Origin of the sequence: Polynucleobacter tropicus (genome assembly GCF_013307225.1) — a bacterium.
GTDB classification, from domain to species: domain Bacteria; phylum Pseudomonadota; class Gammaproteobacteria; order Burkholderiales; family Burkholderiaceae; genus Polynucleobacter; species Polynucleobacter tropicus.
Window position 1 is genome coordinate 717,636 of sequence record NZ_CP028942.1, and the last position, 19,617, is coordinate 737,252.

The window sequence follows — 19,617 nt, forward strand, 5'->3', positions numbered from 1 at the left end:
CGCAAGCTAAATTGCCTTGACGAAGGTTGGGGCCATACCTGCAATTCACATACACAACTATGACAACAGATAATCAAAACACCCAGTTAACAGATGGCTTTCACCTCGTTATCGATGCGTTGAAAGCAAATGACCTCAATACTATTTTCGGTCTTGTTGGTATTCCAATTACTGACCTTTGCCGTTTGGCTCAGGCGGAAGGTTTGCGCTTCATCGGTTTCCGTCATGAGCAACACGCAGGTAATGCTGCAGCGATCGCAGGTTACATGACACAAAAGCCTGGTATTTGCATGACTGTTTCTGCGCCAGGTTTCTTGAACGGTTTGACCGCATTAGCAAACGCTACTGTGAACTGTTTCCCAATGATTTTGATTTCTGGTTCAAGCGAACGCGAAATCGTTGACTTGCAACAGGGTGACTACGAAGAAATGGATCAGCTCAATGCTGCTAAACCATACTGTAAAGCCGCTTACCGTATCAATCACATCGAAGATATCGGTATTGGTTTTGCTCGTGCGATTCGCGCTGCTGTTTCTGGTCGTCCAGGTGGTGTGTATTTGGACTTGCCAGCACAGTTGCTGTCTCAAACAATGCCTGTTGAAGAAGCTAAGAAGTCAATCTTCAAGGTAATCGATCCAGTTCCACGTCAGATCCCAGCTGCTGATGCAGTTGCTCGTGCATTAGATGTGCTCAAAGGCGCTAAGCGTCCATTGATTCTCTTGGGTAAAGGCGCTGCTTATGCTCAAGCTGATAAAGAGATTCGTGATTTGATCGAAAAATCTGGCATTCCTTACCTGCCAATGTCTATGGCAAAAGGTTTGTTGCCTGATAACCATCCACAATCTGCTTCTGCAGCGCGTTCCTTTGTATTGGCCGAAGCTGATGCGGTGATGTTGGTTGGTGCGCGTTTGAACTGGTTGCTTGCTCACGGTAAAGGCAAGACATGGGGCAAAGATCCTAAGAAATTTATCCAGATCGATATTCAAGCAAACGAAGTGGATAGCAACGTACAAATCGCTGCACCATTGATCGGTGATATCGGTTCATGCGTTGGTGAACTCTTGAAAGGTATTTCTGCGGTTCCGAAGCCAAGCGCTGAGTGGATTGCTGCGATTACCGAAAAGAAAGAGAAGAACACAGCGAAGATGGCTGAGACATTGGCTAAAGAAGCTAACCCAATGAACTTCCATGGCGCATTGCGTGTAATTCGTGATGTGATCAAGAAGAACCCAGATGTGAACTTGGTTAACGAGGGCGCAAACACATTGGATTACTGCCGTGCAATCGTGGATATGTATAAGCCACGTAAACGTTTTGACTCAGGCACATGGGGCATTATGGGTATTGGTATGGGCTACGCGATCGGTGCAGCCGTAACTAGTGGTTTGCCAACTGTGGCAGTTGAGGGCGATAGCGCATTCGGTTTCAGCGGTATGGAATTAGAAACTGTTTGCCGTTACAAGCTCCCAATCACAACTGTTGTGTTCAATAACAATGGTGTGTATCGCGGCACTGATCAAAACCCAACTGGTGGTGCGGATGTTGCGCCAACCGTGTTTGTTAAAGACGCGCGTTACGACAAGATGATCGAAGCATTTGGTGGTGTTGGCTACTATGTAACAACCCCAGCAGAATTAGAAGCAGCATTAACAGAAGCAATTGCTGCCGGTAAACCAGCCCTCATCAATGCTGTTATTGATGAGACTGCAGGAACTGAAAGTGGACGTTTAACAAACTTAAACCCATCTACAGCAGCTGCTAAGAAGTAATTTAATTAATTTAGAAGCAAACAAGAAATACTTAAGGAGAAATAAGCATGACTAAACCATTAGATGGCATTCGCATTATTGACTTCACACACGTACAAGCTGGTCCTGCTTGTACTCAGTTGTTGGCATGGTACGGCGCAGACGTAATCAAAGTAGAGCGTCCAGGTGCTGGTGACGTTACACGTAGCCAATTACGCGATATTCCAGGCGCTGATGCTTTGTATTTCACAATGCTCAACGGTAACAAGCGTTCATTGACTCTCGATACCAAGACCCAAGAAGGTAAAGAAGTTTTGGAGAAGATGATCAAGACTTCTGACGTAATGGTTGAGAACTTTGGTCCAGGCGCGTTGGATCGCATGGGTTTCTCTTGGAAGCGTATCCAAGAATTGAACCCAAAGATGATCATGGCTTCTGTAAAAGGCTTTAGCGATGGCCACTCATACGAAGATTTAAAGGTGTATGAGAACGTTGCTCAGTGTGCTGGTGGTGCTGCTTCTACAACTGGTTTCTGGGATGGTCCTCCTACTGTTTCTGCAGCAGCTTTGGGCGACTCCAACACTGGTATGCACTTGGCAATCGGTATTTTGACTGCATTGATGCAGCGTGAAAAAACTGGCCGTGGCCAGAAAGTATCTTGCTCAATGCAAGACGCTGTATTGAACTTGTGCCGCGTGAAGTTGCGCGATCAACAACGTTTGGACAAAGTTGGCTACTTGGAAGAGTACCCACAATATCCACACGGCTCTTTCTCTGACGTAGTTCCACGTGGCGGTAACGCTGGTGGTGGCGGTCAGCCAGGTTGGGTGTTGAAGTGTAAAGGTTGGGAAACTGATCCAAACGCATACATCTACTTCACAATTCAAGGTCACGCTTGGGAGCCAATTACTAAGGCTTTGGGCAAACCAGAGTGGGCAACAGATCCTGCGTACATGACTGCTGAAGCTCGTCAAGATAAGATTTTTGACATCTTCGCAACCATTGAAGATTGGCTCAAAGACAAGACTAAATACGAAGCTGTGGACATTCTCCGCAAGTTCGATATTCCATGTGCCCCAGTTCTCTCTATGAAAGAATTGGCCGCATCACCAGACTTGCGTAAGAGCGGTTCGATTGTTGAAGTTGACCACAAAGTACGCGGTAAGTATTTGACTATCGGCAGCCCAATCAAGTTCTCTGATTTGCAAATCGATGTGAAGCCATCTCCTGTATTGGGTGAGCATACTGATGAAGTGTTGTCTGACCTTGGCTACAGCGCTGATGACATCGCTAAGTTGCACGCAGCGAAAGCAGTTTAATAAGAACTATCAGCAATTGATGTATCTCAAAGGCGCTCCTAGTGAGCGCCTTTTTTATTGCATCAAATGCAACAAGTAATTGAGCAGATATTTTGAAATCGTTTTAGACTGAGCGTATGAAAACCAGTGTTGATTTACACCAGTTGGTGGAGTGTGTTGGCGATGCGATTATCGTGTCAGATGCCAATGAAAAAATTGTTTTGTGGAATCCATCCGCAACCCGAATCTTTGGCTATACAGAGGAAGAGGCATTAGGGCAGACTTTAGATTTGATAGTTCCTGAGCGTCAGCGCCAACGACATAGCGAGGGGTATAGCAAGTCTATGGAGACAGGCACAACTCGCTACGGCACTTCTTTGCTAAAGGTTCCTGCTAGGCATAAGGATGGCAGCACACTATCGATCGCTTTTACAGTTGGCATGTTATTTGACGAGCATCATCAAGCAAACGGTGTTGTCGCAATCATTCGGGATGAGACGGTTCGGTTTGCCGAGGAAAGAGCCCTTAAAAAACGCATTGCAGACCTAGAAAATCCACTGGCTTAATCTCATCTAGTCCCTGCGGGCTTTGTCCGCAGAGTGTGCTTAAAAAATAGGCACATGCCGTTTCTCAGCAGTCCCCGCTGGTAAAATCGTCCTAATTCAAAATTTTCATTCTTATTAGGACTTAAACCATGGCAAAAGCACTAGAAGGGGTCAAAATCCTCGACTTTACGCACGTTCAATCAGGGCCAACTTGTACGCAGTTGTTGGCCTGGTTTGGCGCGGATGTAATCAAAGTAGAAAAATCTGGAGAGGGGGATGCTACTCGCGGTCAATTACGCGATATTCCCGATGCTGATAGTTTGTATTTCACGATGTTGAACCACAACAAGCGTTCAATTACCGTCAACACAAAAACCCAAAAGGGTAAAGAAATTCTTGAGCGCTTGATTAAAGAGTGCGATGTTTTAGTTGAGAACTTCGCACCAGGTGCGCTCGATCGTATGGGATTTTCTTGGGAGCGCATTCAAGAACTCAATCCAATGATGATCATGGCTTCAGTGAAAGGTTTTGGTCCTGGTCCATACGAAGATTGCAAAGTGTATGAGAACGTTGCGCAGTGCGCAGGTGGTTCTGCATCCACAACTGGTTTTGATGATGGCCCTCCTATGGTGACTGGTGCGCAAATTGGCGACAGCGGTACTGGTTTGCATTTGGCCTTAGGTATCGTGACTGCTTTGTATCAACGCACACATTCTGGCCGTGGCCAGAAGGTATTGGCTGCAATGCAAGATGCAGTATTGAACTTGTGCCGCGTGAAGTTGCGTGACCAACAGCGCTTAGAGCGCAATGGCTTAATGCAAGAGTACCCACAGTTCCCGAATGGTGAGTTTGGTGACTCTGTACCCCGCGCCGGCAATGCTTCTGGTGGCGGTCAGCCCGGTTGGATTGTGAAATGCAAAGGCTGGGAAAAAGATCCCAACGCCTACATGTATGTGATTGTTCAAGCCCCAGTATGGGAAGCGGTCTGTAAAGTGATTGGTCGTGAAGATTGGATTACTGATGTGCGCTTTGCATCGCCAATGGCTCGTTTGCCGCACTTAATGGAGATCTTCGCGGAGATCGAGAAGTGGACAATGACGATGACTAAGTTTGAAGTCATGGATATCTTGAACAAGTACGACATTCCATGCGGCCCAATTTTGTCGATGAAAGAAATCGCAGAAGAGCCAGCTTTACGTGCTACTGGAACAGTGGTGGAAGTAGATCATCCGATTCGTGGTAAGTATTTGACAGTGGGCAATCCAATTAAGATGTCTGATAGCCCAACAGAGGTGACACGTTCACCACTGCTTGGTGAGCACACCGATGAGATTCTGAGTGAGCTTGGATACACTACAGATGACTTGATTGCACTTCGTCACGATAAGGTGATCTAAGATGCGGATTGCTTTGATTGGGAGTGCGGATTTTGGTAAGGCGACTTTAGAGGCCTTTTTGGATCGCGGCGATGAAGTGGTTGCTGTTTTTTGCCCACCAGACAATCCCAAGTCAAGCAAACCAGAGGTCTTAAAAGAGGCTGCTATTGCAAGGGGTTTAACCCCCTTGCAGTTTGCCTCCCTTAAAAGTCCTGAGGCCGCTCAGGCTATGATTGATAGCCAGGCGGATATTTGCGTCATGGCTTATGTGTTGCAATTTGTCCCGCAAGAGCTTTGCAAAATTCCGAAGCACGGCACGATTCAATATCACCCATCCTTATTGCCAAAGTATCGTGGCCCTAGCGCCATCAACTGGGCTATCGCATTGGGAGAAGAAAAAACGGGTCTCACCATCTTCCGTCCATCCGATGGTCTGGATGAGGGCGAGGTGATTTTGCAAAAAGAAGTGGTCATTGGGCCAGATGACACTCTCGGAAAAATCTACTTTGATCATTTATTTCCGATTGGCGTAAAAGCCTTGCTTGAGGCAGCTGACTTAGTGGTGGCTGGCAAGCATCAAGAAATTGTTCAAGATGAATCTCAGGCTAATTATGAAGGTTGGTTTGACGCCAATGCTGCGCAGATTCATTGGGCAATTCATATCTCACAAATTTATAACTTGATTCGTGCTTGTAACCCTGCGCCAGGCGCATGGACTAAATTTGGCGAACAAAAGGTGCAAATCTACGATTGCCACAAACATGTTGCCGCAACTTTTGGCGCAGTCAAAGGCAAGCCAGGTGAGGTCACTCAAATCACATTGGATTCATTTTTTGTGACATGTCACGGTGGTCAGATTGAAGTGCTTAAAGCTAAAGGCGCTGCTGGTAAGGTAAATGGCGCCGAATTGGCTAAGGAATTGAATCTACAAGTAGGGCAGTTCTTCGCCCTATAAGAAAAACCTAGAGATTAAATCTCTAGGTTATCAATCAAGCGAGTCTTACCAAGTTTGGCGGCAGTCAGAATCACTAGTGGCTCACCTGCTTGCAAGTTTTCATTAGAAGCAGGGGCAAGATTGCTTTGCTGACGAATCGCAATGTAATCGGGTTTCCAGCCTCGGCTTGCTAAATTAGCAACAGCCGCTTTTTCAATCTCAGAAATCGCATTAGCGTTTCGTGAACTTAGTTGTAATACTTGCTCACGCACTTCCTTGAGTGCTCTTTGGAGTTCTGGCGCTTCGGCACGCTCTTCAACAGATAGATAGCCATTTCGGGAAGAGAGCGCTAGGCCGTCATCTGCGCGAATAGTTTCGCCAGGAACAATCTCTACTGGTAATGCAAACTGCTTGGCCATCTGGCGGATGATCATCAACTGCTGATAATCCTTTTTGCCAAACACGGCTACCTTGGGCTGTACGCAGGAAAAGAGTTTTAAAACTACGGTGCACACACCCTTAAAGAAGCCTGGGCGGAACTCGCCTTCAAGAATGTCTCCGAGCTGTTGAGGGGGGTCTACTCGATACTCTTGTGGTTGCGGGTAGAGGTCACGCTCGGTAGGCGCGAACAAAACATATACACCTTCTTTTTCAAGCTTCTCGATATCGGCCTGCATAGTGCGAGGGTAGCTATCGAAGTCTTCGTTTGGGCCAAACTGTAGGCGGTTCACAAAGATGCTTGCTACTACTGGATCACCATGCTGTCTTGCTAGGCGCATTAGGGATAGGTGGCCTTCATGAAGGTTGCCCATGGTTGGCACAAATGAGGCGCGATTTTGTCCGCGCAAATGATCTCGTAGCTCTTGAATGTCGCTAATGATTTTCATGCAACGGGAGTGTAGGCCAAGCGAACGTAAATCGGAGCATAAGGCTCAGCTTGGGTAATCTCCACCAAAGATTCGCGAGAAAGTTCTAGCATGGCGATGAAGTTGACGATCACAACCGGGATCCCCTTGCCGGACTTGATGGCATCTTCAAATAGCTCGCCAAATTCGATAAAGCGGGTGCTTTGCAGGCGACGCAAAATGCGAGTCATAAAGTCGCGAACAGAAAGTTCTTCGCGAGTAATAGTGTGGTGCTGAGTTAATTTAGCGCGGTGTAAAACATCTCGCCATGCCATTTGTAAATCTTCAAGATTCACTTCCGGCCATGAGATCGCAATGGTAGTGTCCACAAAGCCATGTGCCACCTGGAAGTCACGTCCGTGCTGGGGAATTTGGTCAAGCTCTTGGGCTGCCAATTTCATGCGCTCGTATTCCAATAAGCGACGGACTAATTCAGCGCGTGGATCATCTACTTCCTCTTCACTGTCAGCCTTCTTCATTGGCAACAACATGCGTGATTTAATTTCAATCAACATGGCAGCCATTAGTAAGTATTCGGCAGCAAGCTCTAGGTTGTGATGGCGAATTTGATCGATATAGCTCAGGTACTGTTGGGTGACCTGCGCCATAGGAATATCGAGCACATTAAAGTTTTGTTTGCGAATCAAATACAGCAAAAGGTCCAGTGGACCTTCGAAGGCCTCTAGAAAAACTTCTAATGCATCGGGTGGGATGTATAAATCGTTTGGAAGCTTGAATAGTGGCTCGCCATAAAGCTTGGCGAACGCCTCCGACATACCATCAGTAACTGATGGGGTGCTATCAAGTAAATCTGGAATTGGCTGAGAATTTGGCTCAGTCATTCGAGTAAACGTAGGCGCGTTGTTTGAGTTTGGCTGCTTTGGCGCGACGCTGATCTTCCGCGGTCAGAGGCTCTTTGTCCCATAGCAGGGCGCGACCAGCTTGTTGGTCAGCCTCCAGATGAGGTTTCTGGGTTTTCAGCTCATTTAAGAACTGGGTGAATTCAGATTGGTATCTTGCCATGATGTTTCCTAAAATACTCAATAAATTCAATAACTTAAAAAGTTAATGATCAATGGGAATTACGGTCTACGAGCACCATTATAGGTGCTTTTTGGACCGATTTTTACAAGTTTGCAGCCAGTAAAGCCTCGATTTGTGGGGCTTCCACGCGGGTCATCAGGTGCTTATAGGGCTTGATTGGGTTTTTGCTCGAGAGAGGCTTATTTATATCGGACCAAGATTGAGATGCCAATGACAAAAATTCCTCTACACCAGCCGCCACATTCGGGATGATTGGCTTTAAATAAAGGCTGAGCATTCTGAATGCTTCTAGCGTCACGCTGCAAACTTTCTGCAAGTCAGCTTCTCGGGCAGGATCTTTGGCGATTTCCCAAGGTTTGTTTTCATCTACAAAGCCATTCACCTTATCAGCAAGCTCCATGATCGAGCGCAAGGCTTTTGCAAATTCTCGCGCCTCGTAAAGCGCTGTAATTTTTTCACTAGCATCGGCAATTTCTTTTAGCAATGAATGATTCATTGCCTCATCAGAAACAACGCCGCCGAAACGTTTTACTAAGAATCCTGCGCTACGACTTGCAATATTGATGTACTTGCCTAGTAAGTCGCTATTTACGCGCGCAACAAAGTCTTGAAGATTTAAATCCAAATCTTCCATGCTGTCGTTGAGCTTGGTAGCGAAGTAATAGCGGAACCATTCAGGATTAAAGCCGCACTCAATCACACTGTTTGCGGAAATTAAAGTGCCACGTGATTTACTCATCTTCTCACCATCAACGGTTAAGAAGCCATGAGCGAATACATTAGTAGGGGTGCGGTAGCCCGCAAATTGCAAAGTGGCTGGCCAGAACAGGGTGTGGAAATACAGAATATCTTTGCCAATGAAGTGGTATTGCTCTGTGGTGGTGTCAGGCTTAACCCATTCATCAAAATTCAGGCCTTTAGCCTGGCAGTAGTTGAGGAAGCTGGCGTAGTAGCCAATTGGGGCGTCCAGCCAGACATAGAAGTACTTGCCTGGGGCATCGGGGATTTCAAAGCCAAAATAGGGGGCATCACGAGAAATATCCCAGTCACCCAATTTGCTCTCACCAGGCCCGCCAACCCATTCTTTCATCTTGTTACGAGCTTCGGATTGCAGGGGCGTTTTTACCTGCGTCCACTCGCGTAAAAATGCTTCGCAACGAGGATCGGATAACTTAAAGAAATAGTGATCAGAAATCTTTTTAATGGGGGTTGCACCACTCACAACAGAAAATGGATTCTTGAGATCGGTTGGGGAGTATGTGGCGCCACATTTTTCGCAATTGTCGCCATACTGATCTTTTGCGCCACACTTCGGGCATTCGCCCTTGATGAAGCGATCCGGTAAAAACATTTCTTTAACAGGATCGTAAGCTTGTTCAATTGCGCGTTTTTCAATCAAACCAGCATCGCGTAACTTTAGATAAATACTTTGTGACAGTTTTTCATTCTCGGGGCTATCAGTGGTGTAGTAGTTATCGAATGAAATCAGAAAATTATCGAAGTCGCGTTTATGTTCTTTCCAAACATTGGCGATTAATTCTTTGGGGGTTAGACCCTCTTTTTCCGCGCGCAACATGATTGGGGTGCCGTGCGTGTCATCGGCGCCAACATAATGGACTTCATGGCCACGCATTCTTTGATATCGGACCCAGATATCTGTTTGGATGTACTCCACCAGGTGGCCAATATGGATTTGACCATTGGCATACGGTAGGGCGGAAGTAACGAGAAGGCGACGCTGGGGGCTGCTCATGTAATGCAGATTAATAAAGAAGGGTTAAATTGGGTTCAATCCAACATTATGATGGCTTGAGCAGTGATTTTAGTCTGCGGTTAAAGTAAAGACCCATTTAGTCTCGATAAAATAGTATTCACACCCGATTTAGAAGGTAGTTCATGTCCTCAGAGGCGGCAAAATCCACAATCCAGATGTCTAGCGCTTCAGTGCCCTTGGTGCATGAGGTCGAGGTATTGGACGAGGCTGGGCGTCGCAAGTTAACCCATATCCCTGGAGAGCGTTCGCTGACGATTTATCTAGATAGGAGAGAGGTTGTGACCTTGATGACCTTGGGAAGTGCTCCAGAAGCTTTGGTCCTGGGTTACCTACGCAATCAGCGCCTGGTGGAATCGCCAGACGATATTGAAAGTATTCAGGTGGACTGGGAAACCGATTCAGCCGCGGTGAAGACACGGCGTAGTACGGTTGATATTGATGCTCTAACGAGCAAGCGAGTTGTCACTACTGGCTGTGGTCAGGGAACCATGTTTGGCGGACTCATGGAAGAGATGGCCGAAATTCGCTTGCCTGATGGTCCGAAGCTAACCCAAGAGGCCATCATCACCCTTGTTGAAAATATTCGGACTCATGACACGATTTATAAGAAGTCAGGGTCGGTTCATGCTTGCGCCGTTTTCGAGCGTGAGGGTGAGCATGGCGTACGCCTGCTCCACTTTATCGAAGATGTAGGGCGTCACAATGCTGTGGACTCTATTTCTGGTTTGATGTGGCTGGACAATAAGCCTGGCAGAGATTTGGTCTTCTTCACTACTGGGCGCCTCACCTCGGAGATGGTGATTAAGGGTGCCCAAATGGGCATTCCATTCTTGTTAACGCGCTCTGGAGTCACCCTGATGGGGCTGGAGTTGGCTCGAAAAACCAATCTAACCATCCTGTCCCGTTGTTCGGGCAAACATTTTGAGATCTACAACGCCCCGGAGCGGGTGGTTTTTAGTCCAAAAAGCCAATAATTTCATGGGCAGTACGGGGTGAAGGTTTTACAATTCGCCCATGACTATTAAATCTGACCACTGGATCCGCCGCATGGGCGAGCAAGGCATGATTAGCCCATTTGAACCTGGGCAAATTCGCCAAGACGCTTCAGGCAACAAAATCGTAAGTTATGGCACATCAAGTTATGGCTATGACATTCGTTGCGCAGACGAATTTAAGATCTTCACCAATATCAACAGCACGATTGTTGATCCTAAAAACTTTGATGAACAATCCTTTGTTGATTTCAAGGGTGATGTTTGCATCATTCCACCAAACTCTTTTGCTTTAGCAAGAACGGTTGAGTATTTCAAGATTCCACGCAGTGTTTTAACTGTGTGCGTTGGTAAGAGTACTTATGCCCGTTGCGGCATTATTGTGAACGTAACTCCATTCGAACCTGAGTGGGAGGGTTATGTAACTTTGGAGTTTTCTAACACCACACCATTGCCAGCAAAAATTTATGCGGGTGAAGGTTGCGCGCAAGTACTCTTCTTTGAGAGTGATGAAGTTTGTGGCACGTCATATAAAGATCGTGGTGGTAAATATCAAGGTCAGCGGGGCGTAACCCTGCCTAAGACTTAATTCTTTCGCGGTAGTAGACAAATTGCACCAAGGCCGTAGCCAAGCCTCGCTAATCAATTTTGAGAAGTGGGTTTCGAGCACATCGGACAAAACAGCAGGGGAGTATTTATGAAGTTTCGTTTCCCAATCATCATTATTGATGAGGACTTTCGCTCCGAAAATATTTCGGGCTCAGGTATTCGCGATCTCGCCGAGGCTATTGAGAACGAAGGCATGGAAGTCATTGGCTTAACTAGCTATGGTGACTTGACCTCATTCGCACAACAAGCCTCCCGCGCTTCTTCATTCATCGTATCGATTGATGATGAGGAGTTTGTATCGGACTCTGAAGATCATGATTTACCCGCTTTAAATAACTTGCGTGCATTTATTACAGAAGTGCGTAAGCGTAACGAAGACATTCCGATCTTCCTGTATGGCGAGACACGTACCTCACGCCACATGCCAAACGATATCTTGCGTGAGTTACACGGCTTCATTCATATGAATGAAGACACGCCCGAGTTTGTGGCGCGCCATATTATTCGTGAAGCGAAGGTATATTTAGATTCATTGGCGCCGCCATTTTTCCGCGCTTTAACCAATTACGCATCTGAAGGCTCTTATTCGTGGCACTGCCCAGGTCACTCGGGTGGTGTTGCGTTTCTGAAGAGTCCTGTAGGACGCATGTTCCATCAGTTCTTTGGTGAGAACATGTTGCGCGCTGACGTATGTAACGCGGTTGAAGAGCTGGGTCAGCTCTTGGACCATACTGGACCAGTGCTCCAGAGTGAACGCAATGCTGCGCGCATCTTTAATTCAGATCACTTGTTCTTCGTGACCAACGGCACATCAACTTCCAACAAAATTGTTTGGCATTCCACAGTTGCTCCTGGTGACGTAGTCTTAGTTGATCGGAATTGCCATAAGTCCGTGATTCATTCGATCACGATGATGGGCGCGATTCCTATTTTCTTAATGCCAACTCGCAATCACCTGGGCATTATTGGCCCGATTCCAAAAGAAGAATTTGAGTGGGGCAACATTAAGAAGAAAATTGATGCGAACCCGTTCATTAAGAATAAAAACGTTGTTCCACGTGTGATGACGTTGACACAAAGCACTTATGACGGCATCGTTTACAACGTCGAAATGATTAAAGAGATGTTGGATGGTAAGGTAGACTCCTTGCACTTTGACGAGGCTTGGTTGCCACACGCCGCATTCCATCCGTTCTACAAGGATATGCATGCAATTGGCGCTGATCGTAAACGCACCAAGAAGAGTTTGATGTTCGCTACTCAGTCAACTCATAAGCTCTTAGCCGGTCTATCTCAAGCCTCGCAAGTTTTGGTGCAGGATGCGGAAGAGCACAAGCTTGATAAGGATTGCTTCAATGAAGCCTATCTGATGCATACCTCGACTAGTCCACAGTACGCCATTATTGCTTCTTGTGACGTCTCTGCCGCGATGATGGAGTCACCTGGTGGCACAACCTTGGTTGAAGAATCGATCGCTGAAGCTATGGACTTTCGCCGTGCTATGCGCGAAGTGGATGATAAGTTTGGCGCTGATTGGTGGTTTAAGGTTTGGGGTCCAGATCATTTGGCTGAAGAGGGAGTTGGTGAGCGCTCTGATTGGGTGCTGGAGCCGAATGCAAGCTGGCATGACTTTGGCAAACTGGCCAAGGGCTTCAATATGCTTGACCCAATTAAGGCCACAGTCGTTACTCCAGGCCTCGATATCGAAGGTAACTTTGGTTCAATGGGTATCCCAGCAAGCATCGTGACAAAGTATCTTGCGGAGCATGGCGTGATTGTGGAGAAGTGTGGTTTGTACTCTTTCTTCATCATGTTCACTATCGGCATTACCAAAGGCCGTTGGAATACTTTGGTAACAGAGTTACAGCAATTTAAAGATCACTTTGATAAAAATGCGCCGCTCTGGAAAGTCTTGCCTGAGTTTGTGGCGAAGCACCCACGTTATGAGCGTGTTGGCCTGAAAGATATTTGCCAGCAGATCCATGAGTTCTATAAGAGTCGCAATGTGGCGCGTATGACAACCGAGATGTATACATCGGATATGGAGCCTGCCATGATGCCTTCAGAAGCATGGGCGAAAATGGCGCATAGGGAAGTGGATCGTGTTCCATTAGATCAATTGGATGGTCGTGTAACAGCGATGTTGGTTACACCTTATCCTCCAGGTATTCCATTGCTGATTCCAGGTGAGCGCTTTAATAAACGTATCGTTGACTACCTCTACTTTGCTAGAGACTTTAACGAGAAGTTCCCTGGCTTTGAGACTGATATCCATGGCCTAGTTAAGGCAGAAGTGGATGGCCGCAGTGAGTACTATGTCGACTGCGTAAGACAGCAGCCTGATATCACTCTATAAAAGGAATTCTTGCTTAAATAAAAACCCCGTAAAACCCAGCAGCAGCGGGGTTTTTATTTACCTGGTTTATCCAGCTGAAATGTGACCGGAGCATCTTCATCAACCTTGTTGGCTTGCTCCGGCTTGTTTTCATCGGTTCCAGTGAAATTGAAATCCTGGCTTTGTACTACTGCTGCAGGTTTGTCTAAGAAGGTAGTGACCATGGCTGGGAATGCCATCACAAGGACAACCATCACTAATTGCAGAGCTACCCAGGGAAGGGCGCCCCAATAGATATCGCTACTCTTTACTTCTTTAGGCGCTACACCACGTAAATAGAACAAGGCAAAGCCAAAAGGTGGGTGCATAAATGAAGTTTGCATATTGACGCAAAGCATCACGCCAAACCAAACTAGGGCAGCGCTTGCGGCAGCTTGAGGATTGCCGTTCATGGACTCAAGCAATACAGGTGAAAGCAATTTAACCGCTACTGGTGCCAACATCGGCACCACAATGAAGGCAATCTCAAAGAAGTCTAAGAAGAATGCTAAGAAGAAGACAAACAGGTTCACGACAATCAGAAAGCCAATCCAGCCACCAGGCAAGTTGGAAAATAGCTCTTCTACCCAACGACCACCATCAACCCCTTGAAAGACGACTGAGAAGCAGGTTGAGCCAATCAATATAAAGACCACCATTGCGGTAATACGCATGGTGTTCTGATATGACTGCTTAATCAGCCCTGAAAGGTTTGGAATGCTGGCCCGACGCAGCCAAGCAAGCAATAGCCCACCCATAGCACCCATTGCACCCGACTCCGTTGGAGTGGCAATGCCGGTCATAATGGTGCCCAGAACTAAGAAGATTAGAACCGCAGACGGGATGATGCCCATGAGACATTTTTTCCAGAGCGCCCAGCCTTTGAGGGTGAGATCGCTTTCGGGGACTGGTGGCAAATAGTCAGGGCGAATACGTGAGAGGAAGAAGGTGTAGAGCGCAAATAAAGCAATTTGCAAAATAGATGGACCCCATGCGCCTAGATACATGCTGCCTACATCCGCACTGCCGCTTTGGGTTTTAAGTTGATCTGCCAGCACAATCAGTACCAGTGACGGAGGTACTAATTGAGTAATCGTGCCGGATGCCGCTAGAACGCCCGTAGAGTAGCGCATGTTGTAGCCATAGCGCATCATCACCGGAAGAGAAATCATTGCCATAGCAATCACTTGGGCGGCTACAGTTCCAGTGATTGCCCCAAGAATAAAGCCCACAATAATGACGGAGTAGCCAAGGCCACCACGCACGCGACCAAAGAGCTGACCCATCGAGTCCAGCATTTCTTCTGCGAGGCCACAGCGCTCCAAAATGGCACCCATAAAGGTGAAGAAGGGTATGGCTAAGAGTAAATCATTGGCGAGTACGCTGCCAAAGATACGTTGTGGAATAGCTTGTAAAAACGCGATGCCAAAAAAGCCTTCGCTCATGGCGATCACAGAAAAGAATAAACCCGCGGCCATCAATGAGAATGCTACTGGGAAGCCGATCAACATAAAGATGACCAGGCCGCCAAACATGAGAGGGGGCATCCACTCCAATGAAATCATTGCATGGGCTTTTCGTAATGAAGATCTTCGGCGGACAAGGTGTATTCACCTTTGAGGGCGCCAATGCGTTTGATGATTTCAGATAAGCCTTGTAGGCTCAACATGAAAAATCCAAACGGTACGATGAACTTAATGGGATAGCGCGCAAGACCCCCAGAATTCAGTGAGCCCTCGGCGATGAGCCAGGATGGATAAAACAAACTTGTCCATGAGAGCCAAGTAAAGAGTAAGCAAGCGGGCATTAAGAAGCAAGTTAAACCAAATAGATCTACCCAAATGCGGCCACGATCAGAGAGGTGTGAGTAGATTAGATCAACTCGGACATGCTCATTGCGCTTGAGTGTGTAGGAAGCGCCAAGCATGACAGCGGCGCTAAATAAATACCACTGCAATTCAAGGGGCCAGTTATTGCTGATATCTAAGCCATAACGTAGTAAGGCATTGGCAGCGGAAACAATACAAGAGAGCAAAATCATGATGCTGGCTGCGTTGCCAAGCAAATGATTGATCGAATCAATTCCCTTGGAGATTATGTTCCAAAACCCCATACTGATTACAGGTCTGCCCGACCTCGTTTGATGGCGGCCAGAACTTGGGCGGAGGCTGTGCCACCAGCATGTTGGCGAGATTGCACGGAACCTTCTACTGTAAGTAACTTAAATACATCATCACCAATGAGTTCAGGACGGCTATCTAACCCACAAGCAAAGCGCAATTCTGAAAGGCTTAAGTCGGTCAACATGCAGTTTCTGCCAACACAGGCTTTTACCGCATGGGCCACAGCTTCATGAGCATCACGGAAGGCAAGACCTTTTTTCACGAGATAGTCGGCTAAGTCGGTTGCTGTAGCAAAACCTTCTTCCGCAGCTGCTTTCATGACGGCTGCCTTCACTTCAATGTGCGGCACCATGTCCGCGAAGATGCGCAAAGTATCTTGCACGGTATCAACGGCATCAAACAAAGGCTCTTTGTCTTCTTGATTATCTTTGTTATACGCAAGAGGTTGACCCTTCATAAGCGTCAACAAAGAAATCAGATCGCCATAAACACGTCCAGTTTTGCCGCGCGCTAATTCAGGAACGTCGGGATTCTTTTTCTGGGGCATGATTGAGCTGCCAGTGCAGAAGCGATCCGGTAAATCAATAAAGCCAAAGCGAGGGCTTAGCCAGAGGATAAGTTCTTCAGAAAGACGTGAAACGTGCATCATCAAAATGGATGCAAAGGCACAGAATTCAATTGCAAAATCACGATCGGACACAGCATCTAAAGAATTGTTGCAAATGCCGTCAAAGCCAAGCGTCTTGGCTACTTGCTCGCGATCGATAGGGTAGGTAGTACCAGCAAGCGCAGCAGCGCCTAGAGGCAAACGATTAAAGCGCGCACGCAGATCAGCAAGACGACTTGCGTCACGGCTAAACATTTCAAAGTAAGCCATCAAGTGATGGCCAAAAGTAATCGGTTGAGCAACTTGTAAATGAGTATGACCGGGCATGATTGTTTCAGCATGCTTTTCGGCTAAATCCAATAATGCTGTGCGTAGTGTTTTCAAGCTTGCAGCGATCTCATCTACGCTGCCTCTTAACCATAGGCGCAAATCAGTTGCTACTTGATCATTACGTGAGCGACCAGTATGTAAACGTTTGCCAGCATCGCCAACCAATTCGGTAAGGCGGGCTTCAATATTGAGGTGGACATCCTCGAGGGCGAGCTGCCAATTAAATTCACCGGCTTCGATTTCGCTCTTAATTTGAGCCATACCGCGCTCAATATCAGCAAGGTCTTGGGCGCTGATGATTTTTTGAGTAGCTAACATCTGGGCATGAGCTAAAGATCCTGCAATATCGACAAGCGCAAAACGTTGATCAAAGCCAATAGAGGCTGTATAACGCTGAACAAGTTCGTCAACTGGTTCGGCAAAACGGGCCGACCAGGCTTGGGCTTTATTGGCTAAGGAATTTTTAGATGAGCTCATAAACACAGTATATTGGTGTAGGTCTTTGATTATTTTAAATGTTATGTCTGATTTTCTAAATTCTTCATCTTCTGTAGCTGCTCAGTTAGCCCCTAAGCGCCTAGTAATTGCCTCCCGTGAGAGCCGATTGGCCATGTGGCAGGCTGAACACGTGCGCGATTGCCTAAAAAAGCTCTATCCAGCATGCGACGTGCAGATTTTGGGCATGACAACCCGTGGCGACCAAATTCTGGATCGAGCCCTTTCCAAAGTGGGGGGCAAAGGCCTTTTTGTTAAAGAGCTAGAAACTGCGCTAGAAGATGGTCGAGCTGACCTAGCTGTTCACTCTCTCAAGGATGTCCCCATGGTCATGCCCGAGGGATTTGATCTGGCTTGCGTGATGGCAAGAGAGGATGCCAGAGATGCTTTTGTCTCAAATGACTACGCTAGCTTAGAAGAGCTCCCAAAAGGTGCCATTGTCGGTACCTCGAGTTTGCGCCGTGAGTCTGTATTGCGAGCAAAATTTCCCCATCTAGAAATTGTTCCTTTGCGCGGCAACTTAGATACTCGCATGAGTAAGTTGGATCGCGGTGAGTATCAAGCCATTATTTTGGCAGCAGCTGGTTTAAAGCGATTGGGTTTAGAAAGTCGTATTCGCAATTGCTTGCCATTTGATCCTTACACTCCTGCAGCAGGACAGGGCGCATTGGGTATCGAAACACTGAGTAAGCATCCAAATATCAAACAGTGGTTAGCGCCATTAAATGATCTTGCAACTCTATATGCGGTATCAGCAGAGCGTATGGTTTCCCGTCAATTGGGTGGATCTTGTGAGGTGCCTTTAGCTGCCTATGCGCAATGGAAAGATCAGCAGATGGATATTCGTTCCTTTGTAGCTAGCACGGATGGCAAATCATTCTGCTTGGCTACTGGTAATGCAAAAGTCAATTCAGTCGCAGAAGCCGAGGCTCTGGGTTTAACGGTGGCCCAAGATCTGATTGCGCAGGGTGCTGAAAATTTGATTCCTAAGATTGCAAAGTAAGCACTCTTTAATCTTTTTGTGCATTCATTATTTAAGTCATCATGAGCACTAAAACTATCGTGATAACTCGACCAAGTGGTCAGGCGCGACAGCAAGTGGAATTGCTGCGCAAGGCTATCGACCAAAGCAGTGTCGGCTCGACAGTGAATATCATTTCATTACCCCTGTTGACGATTGTACCAAAAGATAATGAGCAACTGGCTGACCATATTGCTAGCGCCTTAAAGGATTCGGACTTAGCTATATTTGTAAGTCCAAATGCAATTGAAAGCGTCATGCGTTTACTTGAGCGTAACTGGCAGGATTTTTCTAAGAACGTCATCCCTGTTGGGGTGATGGGTGGTAGCAGTCGTTTGGCATTAAGCAATCATGGGATCGGCCTAGAGGACACCCCGACTCCAGTGCTTATGCCGCAAGAGAGCGGGCAGTGGGACTCTGAAGGTTTGTGGCAAGAGTTGCAAAAACTGGGTTGGGATTGGACAGCTAAAAAAATTGTTATTTTTAAAGGTGATGGCGGTCGAGAGTGGCTTGCCGATACACTGAAAAAAGCTGGGGCAATAGTAGAAGCGATTTCTACTTATTCTCGTATTCCGTTAGATCTTGATAACCCCGCTTGGCAATCTATTCGAGAGGTAGATTTTTCAACATCGCTGTGGATATTGACTTCTTCAGAAGCGGTTCGATATCTAGGAAGTGTGGCAAAAGATCAGTTTTCACAAAGTCTGAACCTTGCGGTTGCGATCTGTCCGCATTACAACATTACCGATGCAGCGGAAGCAATTGGTTTTGGTGAAGTCTTCACGACCGAGCCAGGTGATGAAGCCATGATCAAAACCACATTAGCTTGGCTCTCGATCTAAAAGTCTTTCTTCCATTAATTAATGCAATTAAATTGCGGAGTATTGGAGTAGGGCAGGTAGAAAAACTTCGTTAACTAGGATGGGGTGACCCTTTAGGCGGTATAGGGTACGTCTCGCCCAAAGAGATGAAGGCAATGTAATGCCTGCCTTGTTAAAGCCTTTCCACAGTGAAGCACTTTTATCAATACGAGCAATATCACGCTGAGGCCTAGCCCTCGACTGCATCCGAGTTTTGCTAAATAAAACTGCGCCTAGAGGTCTTGTTCCTAAGCGCAAGATCGAATGATTGCTACCGCTTGAGCTCAGTGTGGGAATAATGCTGCGCGCGATGACAAGTGGTGTTTCATTAACGCAGAGTAATACCTCTCTCACTCGGCAGCGTTTAATTCTGTTCTGAAAATAGAGGTATTCATCTTGATGCAAAGATTGAGGGCGATCTCGTAAAACCTTGACGGTTAGCTTTTGGCCAATCGCTTTCTCAATCTTTTGTGTAAGTGACCCAGTGTCACTTAACCATGGTTGCCACCGAAGTGGCGCCCGATGAATTTCACCGGAATCGACTCGATTCCATGCAGAACGGAGACGATTGCGGTGGGGCAT

Annotated in this window: 18 protein-coding genes; 10 read left to right on the forward strand and 8 right to left on the reverse strand. The window is 46.8% G+C overall.

Going from position 1 to position 19,617, the window contains the following annotated elements:
• Nucleotides 1–59: 59 nt before the first annotated feature.
• The 5 genes from oxc to DCO17_RS03860 all read left to right on the forward strand — a co-directional run bounded on the left by oxc (nt 60) and on the right by DCO17_RS03860 (nt 5,922).
• Entirely contained in the window at nt 60–1,769 is a 1,710-nt protein-coding gene (oxc, locus tag DCO17_RS03840; RefSeq protein ID WP_173955477.1) for an oxalyl-CoA decarboxylase, read from the forward strand.
• A 47-nt stretch (nt 1,770–1,816) separates the two neighbouring features.
• Nucleotides 1,817–3,067, forward strand: a complete 1,251-nt coding sequence (gene frc, locus DCO17_RS03845) for a formyl-CoA transferase (protein ID WP_173955478.1) — start codon at nt 1,817–1,819, stop codon at nt 3,065–3,067.
• Nucleotides 3,068–3,183: 116 nt separating this feature from the next.
• Entirely contained in the window at nt 3,184–3,612 is a 429-nt protein-coding gene (locus DCO17_RS03850; protein WP_173955479.1) for a PAS domain-containing protein, read from the forward strand.
• 128 nt (nt 3,613–3,740) lie between these two features.
• Nucleotides 3,741–4,988 carry a formyl-CoA transferase gene (gene frc, locus DCO17_RS03855; RefSeq protein WP_173955480.1) on the forward strand — a complete coding sequence of 416 codons (1,248 nt, stop codon included), beginning with the start codon at nt 3,741–3,743 and terminating at the stop codon, nt 4,986–4,988.
• Between the two features lies 1 nt (nt 4,989).
• Nucleotides 4,990–5,922: a methionyl-tRNA formyltransferase gene (locus tag DCO17_RS03860; protein WP_173955481.1), complete on the forward strand. Its 933-nt coding sequence runs from the start codon at nt 4,990–4,992 to the stop codon at nt 5,920–5,922.
• A gap of 14 nt (nt 5,923–5,936) precedes the next feature.
• Here the strand turns inward: DCO17_RS03860 and panC are convergent, their stop codons facing one another.
• From panC to metG, 4 genes are all read right to left on the reverse strand, one after another.
• Complete coding sequence (gene panC, locus DCO17_RS03865) at nt 5,937–6,788, reverse strand: pantoate--beta-alanine ligase (protein ID WP_173955482.1); 852 nt, start codon at nt 6,786–6,788, stop codon at nt 5,937–5,939.
• Nucleotides 6,785–7,648: a segregation and condensation protein A gene (locus DCO17_RS03870; RefSeq protein ID WP_173955483.1), complete on the reverse strand. Its 864-nt coding sequence runs from the start codon at nt 7,646–7,648 to the stop codon at nt 6,785–6,787. The genes panC and DCO17_RS03870 overlap by 4 nt, the downstream gene beginning before the upstream one ends.
• Nucleotides 7,641–7,829 (reverse strand): DUF3460 family protein, encoded by a 189-nt coding sequence (locus tag DCO17_RS03875; protein ID WP_173955484.1) that lies wholly within the window; start codon nt 7,827–7,829, stop codon nt 7,641–7,643. Before DCO17_RS03875 ends, DCO17_RS03870 begins: the two co-directional genes overlap by 8 nt.
• A 103-nt stretch (nt 7,830–7,932) precedes the next feature.
• A complete protein-coding gene (gene metG / locus DCO17_RS03880; protein ID WP_173955485.1) occupies nt 7,933–9,603 on the reverse strand; it encodes a methionine--tRNA ligase in 1,671 nt (556 codons plus the stop codon).
• A 143-nt stretch (nt 9,604–9,746) separates the two neighbouring features.
• On the opposite strand from metG, the gene DCO17_RS03885 reads away from it, so the two are divergent.
• The 3 genes from DCO17_RS03885 (at nt 9,747) to DCO17_RS03895 (ending at nt 13,581) form a co-directional block, all read left to right on the forward strand.
• Nucleotides 9,747–10,598, forward strand: coding sequence for a formate dehydrogenase accessory sulfurtransferase FdhD (locus tag DCO17_RS03885; RefSeq protein WP_173955486.1), 852 nt, complete (start codon nt 9,747–9,749; stop codon nt 10,596–10,598).
• A gap of 40 nt (nt 10,599–10,638) precedes the next feature.
• Nucleotides 10,639–11,205, forward strand: coding sequence for a dCTP deaminase (gene dcd / locus DCO17_RS03890; RefSeq protein WP_173955487.1), 567 nt, complete (start codon nt 10,639–10,641; stop codon nt 11,203–11,205).
• Between the two features lie 108 nt (nt 11,206–11,313).
• Complete coding sequence (locus DCO17_RS03895) at nt 11,314–13,581, forward strand: arginine/lysine/ornithine decarboxylase (RefSeq protein ID WP_173955488.1); 2,268 nt, start codon at nt 11,314–11,316, stop codon at nt 13,579–13,581.
• A 53-nt stretch (nt 13,582–13,634) separates the two neighbouring features.
• On the opposite strand, the gene DCO17_RS03900 is transcribed toward DCO17_RS03895, so the two are convergent.
• From DCO17_RS03900 to argH, 3 genes are read right to left on the reverse strand one after another with little or no spacing between them, the layout of a single operon-like run.
• Nucleotides 13,635–15,164, reverse strand: coding sequence for a TRAP transporter large permease (locus DCO17_RS03900; RefSeq protein WP_173955489.1), 1,530 nt, complete (start codon nt 15,162–15,164; stop codon nt 13,635–13,637).
• The gene (locus tag DCO17_RS03905; protein ID WP_173955490.1) at nt 15,161–15,712 is read right to left on the reverse strand and encodes a TRAP transporter small permease subunit; all 552 of its coding nucleotides are present in this window, start codon (nt 15,710–15,712) and stop codon (nt 15,161–15,163) included. The genes DCO17_RS03900 and DCO17_RS03905 overlap by 4 nt, the downstream gene beginning before the upstream one ends.
• A gap of 5 nt (nt 15,713–15,717) precedes the next feature.
• Nucleotides 15,718–17,136 (reverse strand): argininosuccinate lyase, encoded by a 1,419-nt coding sequence (gene argH, locus DCO17_RS03910; RefSeq protein ID WP_173955491.1) that lies wholly within the window; start codon nt 17,134–17,136, stop codon nt 15,718–15,720.
• A gap of 43 nt (nt 17,137–17,179) precedes the next feature.
• Between argH and hemC the strand changes: the two genes are divergently transcribed.
• Nucleotides 17,180–18,157, forward strand: a complete 978-nt coding sequence (gene hemC, locus DCO17_RS03915; RefSeq protein ID WP_173955492.1) for a hydroxymethylbilane synthase — start codon at nt 17,180–17,182, stop codon at nt 18,155–18,157.
• Between the two features lie 41 nt (nt 18,158–18,198).
• Complete coding sequence (locus DCO17_RS03920) at nt 18,199–19,017, forward strand: uroporphyrinogen-III synthase (protein WP_173955493.1); 819 nt, start codon at nt 18,199–18,201, stop codon at nt 19,015–19,017.
• Between the two features lie 27 nt (nt 19,018–19,044).
• On the opposite strand, the gene DCO17_RS03925 is transcribed toward DCO17_RS03920, so the two are convergent.
• Complete coding sequence (locus DCO17_RS03925) at nt 19,045–19,617, reverse strand: chorismate--pyruvate lyase family protein (protein WP_173955494.1); 573 nt, start codon at nt 19,615–19,617, stop codon at nt 19,045–19,047.